18 protein-coding genes are annotated in these 13,902 nt (G+C 70.8%); 4 read left to right on the top strand and 14 right to left on the bottom strand.

Annotated elements, in window-relative coordinates; translation table 11 throughout:
* Nucleotides 1–89 precede the first annotated feature (89 nt).
* Together thiL and nusB are read right to left on the bottom strand one after the other, a co-directional pair.
* Nucleotides 90–989, bottom strand: coding sequence for a thiamine-phosphate kinase (gene thiL / locus AC4GY7_RS15895; RefSeq protein WP_491115875.1), 900 nt, complete (start codon nt 987–989; stop codon nt 90–92).
* A 39-nt stretch (nt 990–1,028) separates the two neighbouring features.
* A complete protein-coding gene (nusB, locus tag AC4GY7_RS15890) occupies nt 1,029–1,481 on the bottom strand; it encodes a transcription antitermination factor NusB (protein WP_443584048.1) in 453 nt (150 codons plus the stop codon).
* A gap of 322 nt (nt 1,482–1,803) precedes the next feature.
* Here nusB and AC4GY7_RS15885 point away from each other — a divergent pair, with 322 nt between their 5' ends.
* A complete protein-coding gene (locus AC4GY7_RS15885; RefSeq protein WP_491115872.1) occupies nt 1,804–2,391 on the top strand; it encodes an outer membrane protein in 588 nt (195 codons plus the stop codon).
* A 61-nt stretch (nt 2,392–2,452) separates the two neighbouring features.
* Here the strand turns inward: AC4GY7_RS15885 and hisD are convergent, their stop codons facing one another.
* Entirely contained in the window at nt 2,453–3,748 is a 1,296-nt protein-coding gene (gene hisD / locus AC4GY7_RS15880; RefSeq protein WP_491115870.1) for a histidinol dehydrogenase, read from the bottom strand.
* Nucleotides 3,745–4,479 (bottom strand): ATP phosphoribosyltransferase, encoded by a 735-nt coding sequence (gene hisG / locus AC4GY7_RS15875; protein ID WP_491116046.1) that lies wholly within the window; start codon nt 4,477–4,479, stop codon nt 3,745–3,747. Before hisG ends, hisD begins: the two co-directional genes overlap by 4 nt.
* A gap of 91 nt (nt 4,480–4,570) precedes the next feature.
* Between hisG and AC4GY7_RS15870 the strand changes: the two genes are divergently transcribed.
* The gene (locus tag AC4GY7_RS15870) at nt 4,571–5,671 is read left to right on the top strand and encodes a DUF2332 domain-containing protein (protein ID WP_491115868.1); all 1,101 of its coding nucleotides are present in this window, start codon (nt 4,571–4,573) and stop codon (nt 5,669–5,671) included.
* A gap of 209 nt (nt 5,672–5,880) precedes the next feature.
* Here the strand turns inward: AC4GY7_RS15870 and AC4GY7_RS15865 are convergent, their stop codons facing one another.
* The 4 genes from AC4GY7_RS15865 to AC4GY7_RS15850 form a co-directional block, all read right to left on the bottom strand.
* On the bottom strand, nt 5,881–6,363 hold the full coding sequence (locus tag AC4GY7_RS15865; RefSeq protein ID WP_491115866.1) for an RcnB family protein: 483 nt from the start codon (nt 6,361–6,363) through the stop codon (nt 5,881–5,883).
* A 142-nt stretch (nt 6,364–6,505) separates the two neighbouring features.
* Entirely contained in the window at nt 6,506–7,390 is an 885-nt protein-coding gene (locus AC4GY7_RS15860) for an alpha/beta fold hydrolase (RefSeq protein ID WP_491115864.1), read from the bottom strand.
* A gap of 34 nt (nt 7,391–7,424) precedes the next feature.
* Nucleotides 7,425–8,324 (bottom strand): pirin family protein, encoded by a 900-nt coding sequence (locus AC4GY7_RS15855; protein ID WP_491115862.1) that lies wholly within the window; start codon nt 8,322–8,324, stop codon nt 7,425–7,427.
* A 2-nt stretch (nt 8,325–8,326) separates the two neighbouring features.
* Nucleotides 8,327–8,617 carry a BolA family protein gene (locus AC4GY7_RS15850; RefSeq protein ID WP_443584040.1) on the bottom strand — a complete coding sequence of 97 codons (291 nt, stop codon included), beginning with the start codon at nt 8,615–8,617 and terminating at the stop codon, nt 8,327–8,329.
* Between the two features lie 95 nt (nt 8,618–8,712).
* Here AC4GY7_RS15850 and AC4GY7_RS15845 point away from each other — a divergent pair, with 95 nt between their 5' ends.
* The gene (locus AC4GY7_RS15845) at nt 8,713–9,267 is read left to right on the top strand and encodes a J domain-containing protein (protein WP_491116044.1); all 555 of its coding nucleotides are present in this window, start codon (nt 8,713–8,715) and stop codon (nt 9,265–9,267) included.
* A 491-nt stretch (nt 9,268–9,758) separates the two neighbouring features.
* On the opposite strand, the gene AC4GY7_RS15840 is transcribed toward AC4GY7_RS15845, so the two are convergent.
* From AC4GY7_RS15840 to AC4GY7_RS15815, 6 genes are read right to left on the bottom strand one after another with little or no spacing between them, the layout of a single operon-like run.
* Nucleotides 9,759–10,211 (bottom strand): SRPBCC family protein, encoded by a 453-nt coding sequence (locus AC4GY7_RS15840; RefSeq protein ID WP_491115860.1) that lies wholly within the window; start codon nt 10,209–10,211, stop codon nt 9,759–9,761.
* Nucleotides 10,208–10,705 carry a VOC family protein gene (locus AC4GY7_RS15835; protein ID WP_491115858.1) on the bottom strand — a complete coding sequence of 166 codons (498 nt, stop codon included), beginning with the start codon at nt 10,703–10,705 and terminating at the stop codon, nt 10,208–10,210. The genes AC4GY7_RS15840 and AC4GY7_RS15835 overlap by 4 nt, the downstream gene beginning before the upstream one ends.
* Entirely contained in the window at nt 10,705–11,499 is a 795-nt protein-coding gene (locus AC4GY7_RS15830; protein ID WP_491115856.1) for a VOC family protein, read from the bottom strand. The genes AC4GY7_RS15835 and AC4GY7_RS15830 overlap by 1 nt, the downstream gene beginning before the upstream one ends.
* A 15-nt stretch (nt 11,500–11,514) precedes the next feature.
* Entirely contained in the window at nt 11,515–11,922 is a 408-nt protein-coding gene (locus tag AC4GY7_RS15825; RefSeq protein ID WP_491115854.1) for a DUF1428 domain-containing protein, read from the bottom strand.
* Nucleotides 11,919–12,614 (bottom strand): glutathione S-transferase family protein, encoded by a 696-nt coding sequence (locus AC4GY7_RS15820; protein ID WP_491115852.1) that lies wholly within the window; start codon nt 12,612–12,614, stop codon nt 11,919–11,921. The genes AC4GY7_RS15825 and AC4GY7_RS15820 overlap by 4 nt, the downstream gene beginning before the upstream one ends.
* On the bottom strand, nt 12,611–13,063 hold the full coding sequence (locus AC4GY7_RS15815; RefSeq protein ID WP_491115850.1) for a VOC family protein: 453 nt from the start codon (nt 13,061–13,063) through the stop codon (nt 12,611–12,613). Before AC4GY7_RS15815 ends, AC4GY7_RS15820 begins: the two co-directional genes overlap by 4 nt.
* Nucleotides 13,064–13,129: 66 nt before the next feature.
* On the opposite strand from AC4GY7_RS15815, the gene AC4GY7_RS15810 reads away from it, so the two are divergent.
* Nucleotides 13,130–13,834, top strand: a complete 705-nt coding sequence (locus AC4GY7_RS15810; protein WP_491115848.1) for a winged helix-turn-helix transcriptional regulator — start codon at nt 13,130–13,132, stop codon at nt 13,832–13,834.
* Nucleotides 13,835–13,902 lie beyond the last annotated feature (68 nt).

The following is a 13,902-nucleotide window of genomic DNA, read 5'->3' as shown; positions in this document are numbered from 1 at the left end:
GTTGGCCACGGACCGATGTGTTCCCGGTTCCGCTCGGCTGGGGGGAGGCTATGGCGAGTGCGCGGGGAGCGCAAGCGTTTGGGGGCGCTTCAGTGCTGGAAGCCGAGATGCTCCGGTGGGTCGATCGGCTCGCCGCCGTCGTGCAGGCGCAGGCCGGCGCCGCGGGCGAAGCGGCCGAGGTGCGTCGCGGGGACGGGCGGCACCAGGTTGGCGGGCATCGCGAACAGCAGCTCGTAATCGTCGCCCGCGGTGGCGGCGGCGAGGCGCGCGGCGCGGGTTTCGCCGACGTGCGCGCGATAGGCGGGGGACAGGGGGACGGCGGCGAGATCGAGGACGACGGCGAGGCCGCTGGCCGCCGCCATCCGGTGGGCGTCGATCAGCAGGCCGTCGCTGACGTCCATCATCCCATGCGCGATCCGGCTGAGCACGCGGCCCTCGGCGAGGCGCGGCGCCGGGCGGCGATAGCGCGCGAGGAGTTCGGGCGGCCCGTCGCCCCCGCGGGCGATGGCGAGGCCGGCGCCGGCATCGCCGATCGTGCCGGTCACCCACAGCGCGTCATTCTCGCCGGCCCCGCCGCGGGGCGGGGCGGGCGTGTCGCAGCCGAAGGCGGTGACGGTGAGGATGCGCGGCGCGCCGGCGGGCAGCCGCACGGTGTCGCCGCCGAGCAGCGCGGTGCCGCAGGCGGCGAGCACCTCGGCCAGCCCGTGCAGGAAGGCGCGATCCCAGCCGTCGTCGGACAGGGGATAGTTGAGCAGGATGCCGTCGGGCTTCGCACCCTTGCCGGCGATGTCGGAGAGGTTGGTGGCGACCAGCTTCCACGCGACGTCCTGGGGTGGATCGCCGGCGAGAAAGTGGACGCCTTCGACCAGCGTGTCGGTGGTGACGACGAGCGGCGCATGGACCAGCCGGGCGGTGTCGTCGCGCAGGCCCCGTGCCGCCGGGTGCAGCGGCAGGGTGCGCAGGGCGGCGAGGAAGTCGGCTTCGGTCATGCTGTGCTCCCTCTCCCCGGAAGGGAGAGGGCTCATCGATTACCGCACGTCCTTGGCGATGGCGTCGAGCAGGCCGTTGACGAAGCCCGCCTCGCGCCGTTCGTAGAAGGCGTGGGCGACATCGACATATTCGCTGATCGTCGCCGGCACCGGCACGTCCTTGCGCGCCATCAGTTCGTAGGTGCCGGCGCGCAGGATCGCCTTCATCGGCTTGTCGAGCCGTGCCAGCGTCCAGCCGCTCGCCAGCTTCTTTTCGATGGCGAGGTCGATCTCGCCGGCGCGGGCGGTGGCGCCGCTGACGAGGTCGTCGAAGAAATCCTGATCCGCTTCGGCGTAATCGGCATCCTCGATCGTCGCGCCGAGCCGGTGGTTGTGGAATTCGTGGAGCAGCGCGGGCACGGCGGTGCCCTCCATCTCATGCTGGTAGAGCGCCTGGACGGCGGCGAGGCGGGCGGCGGCGCGCGCCTGGGTGCGGGTGGGAGTACGGGACATCGCGCGGGCATGTAGTCGCGCAAGGGCGCGGCGTCACCCCTTGGCTGCGGAGGCGGCATCCTTCCCTTGAGACGGCAGGGGTGGGGGGTGACTCAGCGGATGCCATGTGTTCGCCGGGTTGGAGGCAGGTTAGCCGCAAAAGAGATCCACACAACAGCAGTAATCATGACGTACTTGCATCTGATTGTGCAGATCTGGTTCGGTTTCCAATGATGACGCGAGGATCAGGATGAGTACCGATTGTTGTGTCATCGCGCCGCTTGTAAGTGGGCGTCGTGCAGCCCGTAGTTTACGGGTACACGTCGAGTAGATGGGGGGCAAGATGTTGAAATATGTAGTTATCGCCAGTGTGGCGATGCTGGGGTCGAGTGCAGCGTCGGCGCAGGATGCGGCGGATTCGTTCACCGGCGTCCATGCCGGGGCGGGAGCGGGCCTGGTGACGCACGCGTTCGAGGCAGAGGAAACGATCAACGGCGTCGACCGGACGCGCGATCTGTCGCGCAGCGGCGTCGGCGGCGAGGTGTTCGCCGGCTATGACGGGAAGATCGCGCGGCGGCTGGTGCTGGGCGTGCAGGCTGCCCTGGATTTCGGCGGGCGATCGGTAGTCGAGCGCAACAGCTTCTACAGCTACTCGATCGACCCCAGGATCGGCTTCGGCGTGACGGCGCGGCTCGGTTACGCGGCATCGTCGCGCCTGTTGCTCTACGCCGGTGCGGGCGTCGGCGGGCACGATTACGACCAGCGCACCACCGGCTATGCAGACGTAAACCCCGATCTCGACCGTATCCGCGGCGTCCTCGTCCGCGGCGGCGTCGAATATGCGCTGTCCCGCCGGATCTCCGCGCGGCTCGAAGCGCAGGCGATGAATTCGCGCGGTCAGGTGATGCTGGCGGTGCCGATCCGCTTCTGATCCGGGCAGGTGGTGCTGGAGCAGGGCGCCCGGGGCGGTCGGCCCGGATGTCCCTTCCGGTCTAGCGATTCAGCCTGAGCCGCAGCGCCACCGAACGGGCGTGCGCCGGCAGGCCTTCGGCCTCCGCCAGCGCGACCGTCGCCGGGCCGAGTTCGGCGAGCGCGGTTTCGTCAAGCCCGAGGAAGCTCGTGCGCTTCATGAAATCGAGCACCGACAGGCCGCTGGCGAAGCGGGCACGGCGGCCGGTCGGCAGCACGTGGTTGGGGCCGGCGACGTAATCGCCGATCGCCTCTGGCGTGTGGCGGCCGAGGAAGACGCTGCCGGCGTGGCGCACGCGGTCGAACAGCGCCTGTGGATCGTCGACGGCGAGTTGCAGATGTTCGGGGGCGAGGCGGTCGACCAGCGGGCAGGCGTCCTCCAGCCGCTCGACGACGACGATCGCGCCATTGGCGTCCCAGGCGGCGCGCGCGACCGCCGCGGTCGGCAGGATCGCGAGTTCGGCGTCCACCGCCGCGGCGACGCGGTCCGCATAAGCGGCATCGTCGGTGAACAGGATCGATTGCGTCGTGGTGTCGTGCTCGGCCTGGCTCAGGAGGTCGGCGGCGGTCCATTGCGGGTCGTTCTGCGCATCCGCGACGACGACGATCTCGCTCGGGCCGGCGACCATGTCGATGCCGACCAGCCCATAGACCTGGCGCTTGGCCTCGGCGACCCAGGCGTTGCCGGGGCCGGTGACGACATCGACGGGGGCGATGCGGCCGGCGCCATAGGCGAGCGCGGCGATAGCCTGCGCGCCGCCGATCCGCCACACCTCGTCGACGCCGGCGAGGTGCGCGGCGGCGAGGACGAGGGGGTTGATCTGCCCGTCCGGCGTCGGCGTCACCATCACCAGCCGCTCGACGCCAGCGACCTTGGCGGGGATGGCGTTCATCAGCAGCGACGAGGGATAGGCCGCGCGGCCGCCGGGGACGTAGAGGCCGGCGGCATCCACCGGCCGCCACCGTGCGCCGAGCCGGACGCCTGCGGCGTCGGTATAGTCGCTGTCGGTCGGCCGCTGGCGCTCGTGATAGGCGCGGATGCGGGTGGCGGCGAGGTCGAGCGCGTTGCCCAGGCCGGGCTCCAGCGCCTCATAGGCGGCGGCGCAGGCGGCGGGTTCGATGCGCCAGCCGGTTTCGGCGAGGTCGTGGCGGTCGAGCTTGCGGGTAAAGGCGGCGACCGCGGCCTCGCCGTCGTCGCGGACGGCGCGGATGATCGTCGCCACGTCGCGGGTCACGTCGCTCGACGCCTCGCGGCGGGCGTCGACCAGGGCGGCAAAGGCGTCGGCGAAGCCGGCGTCGCGGGTATCGAGGCGGATCATGCGAAGCCCCTCCCGCCTGCGGGAGGGGCTGGGGGAGGGCTTGGGACGTTCGATAGTGGCGATAGCACAGGCCCTCCCCCGACCCCTCCCGCAAGCGGGAGGGGAGAAGAGGCCACCGCCGCCCGAAATGCCTCGACCAGGGGCACCACCTCGGCGCGCGTCTTCATCGCGGCGCGGTTGACGATCAGGCGGCTGGTCACTTCGGCGATCACCTCCACCTCGACAAGGCCGTTTTCCTTCAGCGTCTTGCCCGAGGAAACGAGGTCGACGATGCGCGGCGCGAGGCCCAGGGTCGGTGCGAGTTCCATCGCGCCGTTGAGCTTCACGCATTCCGCCTGCACGCCCCGCGCAGCGAAATGCGCGGCGGTGGTGTGGGGGTATTTGGTCGCGACGCGGACGTGGCTCCAGCCGCGCGGGTCGTCACCCGCCGCCATCGCCGCAGGCTCGGCGACCGAGATGCGGCAATGGCCGATCCCTAGATCGACGGGGGCGTAGAGTTCCGAATAGTCGAACTCCGCCAGCACGTCGGACCCGACGATGCCGAGCTGCGCCGCACCGTGCGCGACGAAGGTCGCGACGTCGAAGGCGCGCACGCGGATCAGCTCGATGTGCGGCACATCGGTGGCGAAGCGCAGCGCGCGGCTGTCCGGGTCGCCGAAGGCGGGCTCCGGGCGGATGCCGGCGCGGGCGAGCAGCGGCAAGGCTTCCGACAGGATGCGCCCCTTGGGCACGGCGATGACGAGGGGGGGCGGGGTCGACACGGCCCGGGCTTTACTGACGGGGCGGGGGAGGCGCAACACGGGCGGGAGGAGGCGTGAGTCGATGACCAACGAGGCGGCCGTGCGGGGGGCGTTCCACATCCAGGAGCATTATTGCCGCAGCAATGCGGCGCCGGTCTATGCGAACCTGTGCGCGGCGCTGGCCGGGGGGCTGACGCGCGACACGCGCACCGGCGCGCGGGTGCTCGACTGGACGGGCGAGCCGACGCGCGATGCGGTGCCGCTGCGGCTGATCGGGGGCTTGCACGCGCTGGTGCTGGCGGGTGCGGACGCGGATCTGGCGGCGGTGTTCGCGGGCGCGGTCACCGATCCGGCGCGGGTGGCGGCGGTGGTCGCCGAAGCGCTGCGGCTGCACGACGATTCGCTGTATCCCTGGCTGGACGGGCCGCCGCAGACCAACGAGCCGGGGCGGTCGGCGGCGCTGATGACCGGGCTGCTGGCGGTGGCGGCGCGGTTCGGGCCGCGGCTGGAGGTGCTGGAGATCGGGTCGAGCGCGGGGCTGAACCTGCTGATCGACCGCTATCGCATCGCGCTGGGCGGAACGGCGGTCGGCCCGGCGGATGCGCCGGTGCGGATCGTGCCCGACTGGCGCGGACCGCCGCCGCCGGCGGTGCCGATCGCGATCGACTCGGTACGCGGCTGCGACGTGGCGCCGATGGATGCGACCGATCCGGCGGTGGAGCGGCGGCTGGCGGCCTATATCTGGGCGGAGGCGCCAGAGCGGCTGGCGCGGGTGCAGGGTGCGATCGCGATGATCCGCGAACGCGGCGTCGACCTGGTGCAGGCCGACGCCGCCGACTGGGTGGAGGCGCGGCTGGCCGAGCCGCAGGCGGCGGGGACGGTGCGCGTGCTGATGCATTCGGTGGTGTGGCAATATCTGCCGGAGGCGACCGCCGGGCGGATCAGGGCGGCGATGCATGCGGCGGGCGATCGCGCGACGGCGGAGCGGCCGCTCGCCTGGGTGGCGATGGAGCCCGACCGGGCGCTCGGCCACCAGGTGGTGCGGATGCGCGGCTGGCCGGGAGCGGAGGGCTGGCAGGTGCTGGCCACCGCGCATGCGCATGCGGCGTGGATCGATGCGGGTGCGGCGGGCGCGGCGGGTGAGGGCATCGTGCTGCCGGAGGGCGCGCAGGTGCGGGTTTAGGGAGCGGGCGTTTCGATCCTCCCCGGCACGGGGAGGTGGCACCGCGCAGCGGTGACGGAGGGGGCTCTCCACGCATGACATCGCTCGCGGCGATCCCCCTTCACCACGCCGCTGCGCGCCGCGGTCCCCCTCCCCGTGCCGGGGAGGATTTCGCGGGGAGCGGCGCCTTCGTGGAGTGGGGAGGGGCCGAAGCCCTCCCCACTCACGCCTCAGTAGAAGAAGCGGTTGTAGACCTGCACGACGCGGCCCGAGCGGGTGTCGACCAGCACCACGTCGTTGCCGTAGCGCACCCAGCGCTGGTAGCCGTAGCCCGGACGCGGCAGGCGATAGGTGTAGGGGTCGTTGATCCAGTAGCGGCGGCCGTAATAATCCGGCGTGAAGCGATAGCCGACGCTCACCGGGCGATAGCGATAGCCGCGCGGCCCCTCGTAGCCGCCGCGGCGGTAGACGTCGCCGTGCGCGCGGCGATAGTCGCGCCAGTCCTCGCGCAGTTCGCGGCGGTCTTCGCGGACCTCGCGGCGCGCTTCGCGGATATCGCGGCGGTCGCCGTAGCGGCGTGCCTCGGCGAGTTCGCGCTGCGACTGGCGCACCTCGCGCTGGCTCTGCCGCACCTCGCGCGCGCTCTGCGCGCTGGCGACGCCGGCGGGCAGGATGGTGGCGGCGGCGAGTGCGGCGATCATGATCTTACGCATCGATATCACTCCTTCGTTACGTGCGCTGCGCTTGGGGAAGCGTAACGCATGACCGGCTTTTGGGTCCAAGCGCCTGAACGGACGAGGAATGTGTCGGTCAGCGTAACGAAAGGTGAGACGCAGCGCGTTTCCGAACGGCGCCTCAGATGCCCCAGCGGCGCATCGCGGCGACCACCGCATCCGGCTTTTCCCAGGGCACGAAATGGCCGGCGTCGATCTTCTCCACGGTCAGCTGCGGCACATAGGGCGGCAGGCCGTCGACCAGCACCGGCAGCAGCGCCTTGTCGCGCGTGCCCCAGATCACCAGCGTCTCCTGCGTCACCGGCGGGAAGGGCCTGTCGAGGAAGGCGGGGCGGGGCGGCTCCTCGTCCATGGCGGGGACGACGACGCCGGAGGCGCGGTACCAGTTGAGCATCGCGGTCATCGCGCCCGGCTGCGACCATTCGTCGAGATAGGCGGCCTTGTCCGCCCCGGCGATGGCGCCGGTGATATGCTGGGCGAAGGTGGAGCCGAGGAATTTTTCGAGGCCGGCGCCGGTCAGCCCCTGATCGATGCGCGTGTCGCGGAAGCGCGTGATATACTGGCTGGCGCGGCGCTGTTCGGGCTCGTCGAACAGGGCGCGCTGGAAGAGCAGCGGGTGCGGCGCGTTGACGATCACCAGCCGCGCGATGCGATCGGGCCGGCCGAGCGCCGCCATCCACGCGACGGCGCCGCCCCAGTCGTGGCCGACCAGGGTGAAGCGGTCGATGCCGAGATGGTCGGCGAGCGCGATCAGGTCGGCAAGGATCCTGTCCGCGGCATAGGCCTCGACCCCGTCGGGCTTGGACGAGCGGGCATAGCCGCGCTGGTCGGGGGCGATCACATAATGGTCGCGGGCAAGGTCGGGGACGATGCCGCGCCACGTGCGGTGCGATTCGGGGAAGCCGTGGAGCAGGATCACCGGCGGGCTGGCGGGATCGCCGGCGATCTGCACGTCGAGCGCGACGCCGGTGGCGAGCGCGATGCGCTGGAGTGCGGGGTGGGTCATCGGCCTCTCCTTGTGTCGTGTCGGTGCCGGCGCCTTACGGGTAGCTTACCGTGTTGGGCACTTCCGGGATGGGAATCCATTCCTTGTCGTCGCCCGGCACCGCCGGGAACTCGCCCGCCTTCCATGCGCGCTTCGCCTCGTCGATGCGGTCGCGGCGCGAGCTGACGAAATTCCACCAGACGTGGCGCGGGGTGCGGAAGGCGTCGCCGCCCGCCAGCATCACCCGTCCGCCGCTGCCCGAGCGCAGCGTCGCCGCGATGCCGGGGCGCAGGACGTAGAGCTTCATCGGTTCCAGGGGCACGCCCTCCAGCGTCGCCTCGCCCATCGCGAGATAGACGCAGCGTTCCTCGGCGGCGACGTCGATCGGCACACTGGCGCCCGCCTCCAGCACCACGTCGGCGTAGATCGTGCCGGCATAGGTGGTGGTGGGCGCAGCGAGGCCCCACAGCTCGCCCATGATGATCCGCGCGCGGGCGCCGTGCGCGTCGAGCACCGGCATCGCGGCCTTGGCGACGTGTTCGAACGCGGGGTCCATCTCCTCGCGCTCCTCGGGCAGGGCGAGCCAGGTCTGGATGCCCGACAGCGCCGGCCCGGCCTGGCGCTCGTCGCCCGGCGAGCGTTCCGAATGGACGATGCCGTGGCCGGCGGTCATCAGGTTGACCGCGCCCGGCTCGATCCGCTTGGCGGTGCCGAGCGAATCGCGATGGTCGATCGCGCCGTCGAACAGATAGGTGACGGTGGCGAGATTGATGTGCGGGTGCGGCCGCACGTCGATGCCGCCGCCGACGTCGAGGTGCGCCGGCCCCATCTGGTCGAAGAACAGGAACGGGCCGACCATCGTCCGCTCCTTGTTGGGCAGGGTGCGGTGGACCTTGAAGCCGCCCAGATCGTGGGTGACGGGGGTGATCGTCTGCAGGACGAAATCGTCGAACATGGTCATTCTCCCGGTGCCCGCGCCTTGATCGCGAGGGCGTGGATGCGGGTGGCGATGAGGTCGGCGAGCGCGGTGTTGACCGCTCGCTGGCGGGCGACGCGGCTCTGCCCGGCAAAGGCGGGGCTCTCGACGATCACGGTGAAATGCGATTCGCCGGTGCCGTCGTCGCCCATGTGGCCGGCGTGATGATGGCTGTCGTTGACCACCTGAAGATGGGTCGGCGCGAGTGCGGCGGTGAGGCGGTCGGCGATGATGTCGGCGAGCGGGATGGCGGCGGTGGCGGTGTCGGTCATTGCGCCTATATACCGGCATTGCGTGAGTTTAGGGAGCGTTCGTGACACGCGCGAGTGACAGGAAGGACCGGCCGCACACGCGGTTCCATGGCCGGATGGAAGCGCAGGGCCGATTGTGTGCCGAGCCCGGTTGCGAGGAACCTGGGGAGTTTCGCGCGCCGCCGCTGGAGGGGGCCGCCGACGGTAACGGGCCGGGCGCGTTCCGCTGGCTGTGCCTCGACCATGTCCGCGCCTTCAACAGCCGCTACAATTACTTCGACGGCATGACCGCGGACGAGATCCATCACGCCCAGCGCCCGCTGGCGGGCTGGGAGCGGGAAACGCGCGCCTTCGCGCGGGCCAACGGCGGCGACCAGGGGCCGCGCTGGGCCGATTTCAGCGACCCCCTCGACGCGATCGGCGCGCGCTACCGGCGCGAGACGGCACCCGAGCGGCGCGACGGCAAGCCGCTGTCGGGGCAGGACCGGGCGAGCCTGAAGGTGCTCGGCCTTGCGGCGGACGCGGATCGCATGGCGCTGCGCAAGCGCTATTCGGAGCTGGTGCGGCAATATCACCCCGACCGCAACGGCGGCGATCGCAGCCACGAGGCGATGCTGCAAAAGGTGATCGCGGCGTATCAACAGCTGAGGCAGGCCCCGGCGTTCGCGTGAGCGATCCTCCCCGGTACGGGGAGGGGGACCAGCGAAGCTGGTGGAGGGGGCTTTCCGCGGGCGGGGTCGTGTGGGGAGAGCCCCCTTCGTCACCGCTGCGCGGCGCCACCTCCCCGTGCCGGGGAGGAGTTGTAGGTCGCTAACGTTCGCTTGAAGGGGTTTCCGCGGGCGGGGTCGTGTGGGGAGAGCCCCCTCCGTCACCGCTGCGCGGCGCCACCTCCCCGTGCCGGGGAGGAGTTGTAGGTCGCTAACGTTCGCTTGAAGGGCTTTCCGCGAGCGGGGTCGTGTGGGGAGAGCCCCCTCCGTCACCGCTTCGCGGCGCCACCTCCCCGTGCCGGGGAGGAGTTGCAGCAAACGGCATCGAACGCCGCGCACTCCATGTCCGTTCGCCCTGAGCCTGTCGAAGGGCACCGTGCCGCGAGCGGATCGCCCGTGGAAAGCCGCCCTTCGACAGGCTCAGGGCGAACGGATACTCTCCGATATTCGGGGCTTTACCGTCCCGCCAAGCTTTTCGCGATTGCCTCCAGCTGGTCGGTCGCGGCGTTCCAGCCGGGTTCGAAGCCCATGGCCGCGTGATTGTCCCGTGCCTCCTGGGTCCAGTGGCGGGCGGTGGCGGTGTAGCGGGTCTTGCCGCCTTCCTCCGCGAAGTCGTCGATGCGGACCATGAACGGTCCTGCCGGCATCCAGCCGGCGGTGAAGGCGTCGGTGGAGACGATCCGCCGGTGGCGCACCACCTCCAGATAGACGCCCTCCAGCCGGTTCTCCTCGCCGTTCGGGCCGCGCATCACGATCTCGGACCGGCCGCCGGCGTGCAGTTCCTGGGTGACGAAGTCCGCCGTCCAGGGCCTGGGGCAGAACCAGGCGCCGGTATCCTCAGTCCAGGCGCGCCATACCGCATCGATCGGCGCATCGATCAGCCGGGTGATGGACAGTTCGTAGCTCATGCGGCCTCTCCGTCTACAGCCGCCGCGATGGCGGCATGATCGATCTTGCGCATGCCCATCATCGCGGTGAAGGCGCGGGCTCGCGCGTCGGGATCGGGGTGCGACAGCGCCGCGGTCAGCACGCGCGGCACGATCTGCCAGTTGATCCCCCAGCGATCGGCGCACCAGCTGCACGCATGCTCCTGCCCGCCGTTGTCGACGATCGCGGCCCACAGCCGGTCCGTCTCGCCTTGCGTATCGGTGAAGATCTGGAACGAGATCGCCTGGCCATGCGGCACGCCGCCGCCGCCGTTCAGGCCGAGGAAGGGCGTGCCGCAGACGGTGAATTCCACCGTCAGCACATCGCCCTGCCGGCCGGCCGGATAGTCGCCGGGCGCGCGGGTGATCGCGTCGATCCGGCTGTCGGGGAAGGTCGCCGCGTAGAAGCGTGCCGCCGCTTCCGCCGCGCCGTCGAACCACAGGCAGACCGCCATCGCCTTCGCCGCGTCGCCCATCACGCGGCCGCCCGGCGCGGCCCGACGAGCCCGACCTGATGGCCGTGGCCGTCGACGATGTTGGCCGAATAGTCGCCGCCGGGGATTTGGTCCGGCCCCTGGATCAGCTTGCCGTCGTGCGCCTGGGCGGTGGCGATGGCGGCATCGATGTCGGGGACCAGGAAATAGCTGTTCCACTGCACCGGCGCGCGGGTGAGCGTGCTCGACATCATCGCGCCGGGCCGCACGCCCTCGCCCGCGCCGATGAAGGCATATTCGCCCATCTCGCCCATCGGCATCGCGCCCTCCCGTGTCCAGCCGAACAGGTTGCCGTAGAAGGCGAAGGCGCCGTCGGGGTCGGGCGTCGCCAGTTCGATCCACACGGCATGGCCGTGCGCGTCCGGCATCTGCTTGAACGGACGCGTCGCCTCCTCGCGATCGGGCTGCATCACCGTCAGCGGTACGCCCTGCGCATCGAGCAGCACGGCGAAGCGGCCGACGTGTGGGATGTCCATCGGACCGAAGACGGTGCGGCCGCCCAGTTCCGCCGCCTTCGCCAGCGTCGCGTCGAGGTCGCGGGCGAGGAAGTAGATCGACCAGCCGGTCGGCGCGCCCGCCGGCATCGTCGGCGGCGGCGTCATCAGCCCGGCGACGCCCTCGCCGTCGGGCGCGGTGGCGATCAGATAGCCGCCATGCTCCGCCATCGGCGACGGTTGCGCCGTCCAGCCGAGCACCGCTGCGTAGAAAGCGGCGGCGGCCTGCTGGTCGGGGGTGGTGAGTTCGAACCAGATCGGGGTTCCGTCGGCAAGGGACATAAGCGCGTGCTCCGGTCAGTCGAGGGGAAGGGTGGCGAAACCGCCGTAGATCATCCGTCGGGCGTCGAAGGGCAGGGAGGCGGGCGGCGTCATCCGCCCGCTCGCTTCCAGCGCCGCCCAGCCGCTGTTGCGCGCGGCCATGTCCGTCATGCGATCGTCCGCCATCATCGCCGCATTGGCGGCGTCGCGGGCGGCCCGGTCGGGATATTCGAACCAGCTGAAGACGACCGTCTCGTCATCCTGCGCCCGTACCGCGCGGGCGAAATCGGTCGTCCTGCCGGCGGGCACGTCGTCACCCCAATGTTCGGCCATGTGGCGGACGCCGGCCTCGCGGAGCAGGACCTGCGCCTCCTTCGCATGCGCGATGTAGGTGTCGCGGGCGGCGGTCGGCACCGGGGTGACGAACCCTTCGACATAGGTCATGCGGTTTCCTCCTGTGCCTTCAGCCATGCAAGGATCGCGGGCGGTGGCGATCCCGTGAAGCCCGCCATCTGCGCGGCGAGCGCACGTGCGAACGCCGGCCGCCCCTCGCCCCGCGCGACATAGGCGACAAGGTTGGGATAGGCATCGAGCAGGCCGTCGCCGGCGACGATGCGCAGCACGCTGACCATCAGCAGGTCGCCGGCGGTGAACGCATCGCCATCGAGCCATGTCCGCTCGCCCAGCCGCCGCGACAGTTCGCCGAGCCGGCCGTCGATCCGCTCCCGCACCGCGGGCAGCCGCGGCGCGGACCAGGGCTTGCCGCGTTCGAAGATCGTCGCGATCGCATGGTCCATCAGCGGCGGCTCGATCGTGTTGAGCGCGGCGAACATCCATTCGATCGCGCGTGCGCGGGCGGCGGGATCGGCAGGCAGCAGGTCGCCGCCGAACCGGTCGGCGACGTGCATCACGATCGCCCCCGATTCGAACAGGATCAGGTCGCCTTCCTCATAGGTCGGCACCTGTCCGAACGGCTGGCGGCCGCGATGCGGCGGCGCCTTCTGCTCGCCCTGCGCCAGGTAGAGGACCTCATAGGCCTGGCCCGCCTCCTCCAGGGCCCAGCGGACCCGCAGGTCGCGCACCTGCCCCTGCGCGAACGGCGGCACCCAGTCGAAGGCGGTGATGACCGGCGTCATGCGCCCGCGCCTTCGCTGCCGCGGTGCGCGGTCCCTTGCGCGGTCGCCTCGGCATGTGCGGCCATGTCCATGTGGAACGGCCCCCAGCCATGGCCGTCGAGATCCTCGAAGGCGCGGCTGTACATGAAGCCCATGTCCTCGGGATCGTGCAGCTCGCGCCCGCCGGCCGCCACCGCCGCTTCGGTGATCGCGTCGACGCCGGCGCGATCCTCGAACGAGAGCGCGAACAAGGCGGCGCTGTGGGTGCGCGCATCCGCGATCTGCTTGCTGGTGAACGTCGCGTAGAAGGCATGATCGAGAAGCATCACGTAGATCGCGTCCGACCACACCATGCTCGAGCCTTGCGCATTGGAGAACTGGTCGTTCTTCTCGAAGCCCAGCGCCTCGTAGAAGGCGGTCGCGGCGGCGACGTCGGCCACCGGCAGGTTGACGAAGATCATCTTGGCCATGGTGCGCTTCTCCTTGTCCGACTCGGCTCTGGTAATGGATGCGCCTCGTGGTTACATAAAGCAACGATGAAGTCAGAAAAAGTAACCGATGCGGGATCGGGGCGTCGCGATCGTTGGTATGAGGACGCGTGCGGGACGGCGATGGCGCTGGAGTTCGTCGGCGAACGCTGGTCGCTGCTGATCCTGCGCGAGTTGATGTTCGGGCCGCGCCGGTTCGGCGAGCTGCGGCAGCACCTCACCGGGATCAGCGCCAACGTGCTGACGCAGCGGTTGAACGGGATGGAGGCGGCGGGGCTGCTCGTGCGGCGCAAGCTACCACCGCCCGCGTCGGTGCAGGCCTATGAGCTGACGCCTTGGGGCTATGAGGTGGAGCCGATCCTGCAGACGATGGGGCGGTGGGCGACGCGTTCGCCGCTGCACGACCCGACGCTGCCGTTCTCGCCCGCCTCGGCGATGCTGTCGCTGCGGACGATGGTGGATCGGGACAAGGCGCGCGGCCTCGCGATGACGATCGGGTTCCGGCTGGGCGACGACGCGTTCCTCGCGACGCTGGCCGATGGCGACCTGTCGATCGTGCGCGGCGACCCGGCGAGGGCGGACGTGGTGGTGGAAACGCAGCCGACGCCGCTCGCGGTGTGGATCTACGTCAAGCGGCCGCTCGCCGAGGGGCAAGCGGACGGATCGATCCGGGTGACGGGGAGCCGTGCGCTGGCCGAACGATTCGCCGATCTCTTTGCGCTGCCGCCGAAGATCGCGCCCGCCGCCGCTTGACGCGGGGACATTCCGTTTCCACTGACTGTTGCGATGCGCCGTTCGCTCGCTTCACGCGTTGGGAGGGG

This window comes from Sphingomonas sp. SP5 (assembly GCF_058313455.1).
Note: the sequence above shows the minus strand (reverse complement) of the source record. Positions and strands in the feature narration are given on the sequence as shown.

Excerpts from the sequence above, each read along its gene's own strand:
- AC4GY7_RS15835 (WP_491115858.1), bottom strand. The coding sequence starts at position 10,705 with ATGGGCGACGCGGCGAAGGCGATGGCGGTCTGCCTGTGGTTCGACGGC.
- hisD (WP_491115870.1), bottom strand. The coding sequence starts at position 3,748 with ATGATCCGCCTCGATACCCGCGACGCCGGCTTCGCCGACGCCTTTGCC.
- AC4GY7_RS15830 (WP_491115856.1), bottom strand. The coding sequence starts at position 11,499 with ATGTCCCTTGCCGACGGAACCCCGATCTGGTTCGAACTCACCACCCCC.
- AC4GY7_RS15815 (WP_491115850.1), bottom strand. The coding sequence starts at position 13,063 with ATGGCCAAGATGATCTTCGTCAACCTGCCGGTGGCCGACGTCGCCGCC.
- AC4GY7_RS15865 (WP_491115866.1), bottom strand. The coding sequence starts at position 6,363 with ATGCGTAAGATCATGATCGCCGCACTCGCCGCCGCCACCATCCTGCCC.
- AC4GY7_RS15810 (WP_491115848.1), top strand. The coding sequence starts at position 13,130 with ATGAAGTCAGAAAAAGTAACCGATGCGGGATCGGGGCGTCGCGATCGT.
- AC4GY7_RS15855 (WP_491115862.1), bottom strand. The coding sequence starts at position 8,324 with ATGTTCGACGATTTCGTCCTGCAGACGATCACCCCCGTCACCCACGAT.
- AC4GY7_RS15885 (WP_491115872.1), top strand. The coding sequence starts at position 1,804 with ATGTTGAAATATGTAGTTATCGCCAGTGTGGCGATGCTGGGGTCGAGT.
- thiL (WP_491115875.1), bottom strand. The coding sequence starts at position 989 with ATGACCGAAGCCGACTTCCTCGCCGCCCTGCGCACCCTGCCGCTGCAC.
- AC4GY7_RS15825 (WP_491115854.1), bottom strand. The coding sequence starts at position 11,922 with ATGACCTATGTCGAAGGGTTCGTCACCCCGGTGCCGACCGCCGCCCGC.
- AC4GY7_RS15850 (WP_443584040.1), bottom strand. The coding sequence starts at position 8,617 with ATGACCGACACCGCCACCGCCGCCATCCCGCTCGCCGACATCATCGCC.
- AC4GY7_RS15845 (WP_491116044.1), top strand. The coding sequence starts at position 8,713 with ATGGAAGCGCAGGGCCGATTGTGTGCCGAGCCCGGTTGCGAGGAACCT.
- AC4GY7_RS15870 (WP_491115868.1), top strand. The coding sequence starts at position 4,571 with ATGACCAACGAGGCGGCCGTGCGGGGGGCGTTCCACATCCAGGAGCAT.
- AC4GY7_RS15840 (WP_491115860.1), bottom strand. The coding sequence starts at position 10,211 with ATGAGCTACGAACTGTCCATCACCCGGCTGATCGATGCGCCGATCGAT.
- AC4GY7_RS15820 (WP_491115852.1), bottom strand. The coding sequence starts at position 12,614 with ATGACGCCGGTCATCACCGCCTTCGACTGGGTGCCGCCGTTCGCGCAG.
- AC4GY7_RS15860 (WP_491115864.1), bottom strand. The coding sequence starts at position 7,390 with ATGACCCACCCCGCACTCCAGCGCATCGCGCTCGCCACCGGCGTCGCG.
- nusB (WP_443584048.1), bottom strand. The coding sequence starts at position 1,481 with ATGTCCCGTACTCCCACCCGCACCCAGGCGCGCGCCGCCGCCCGCCTC.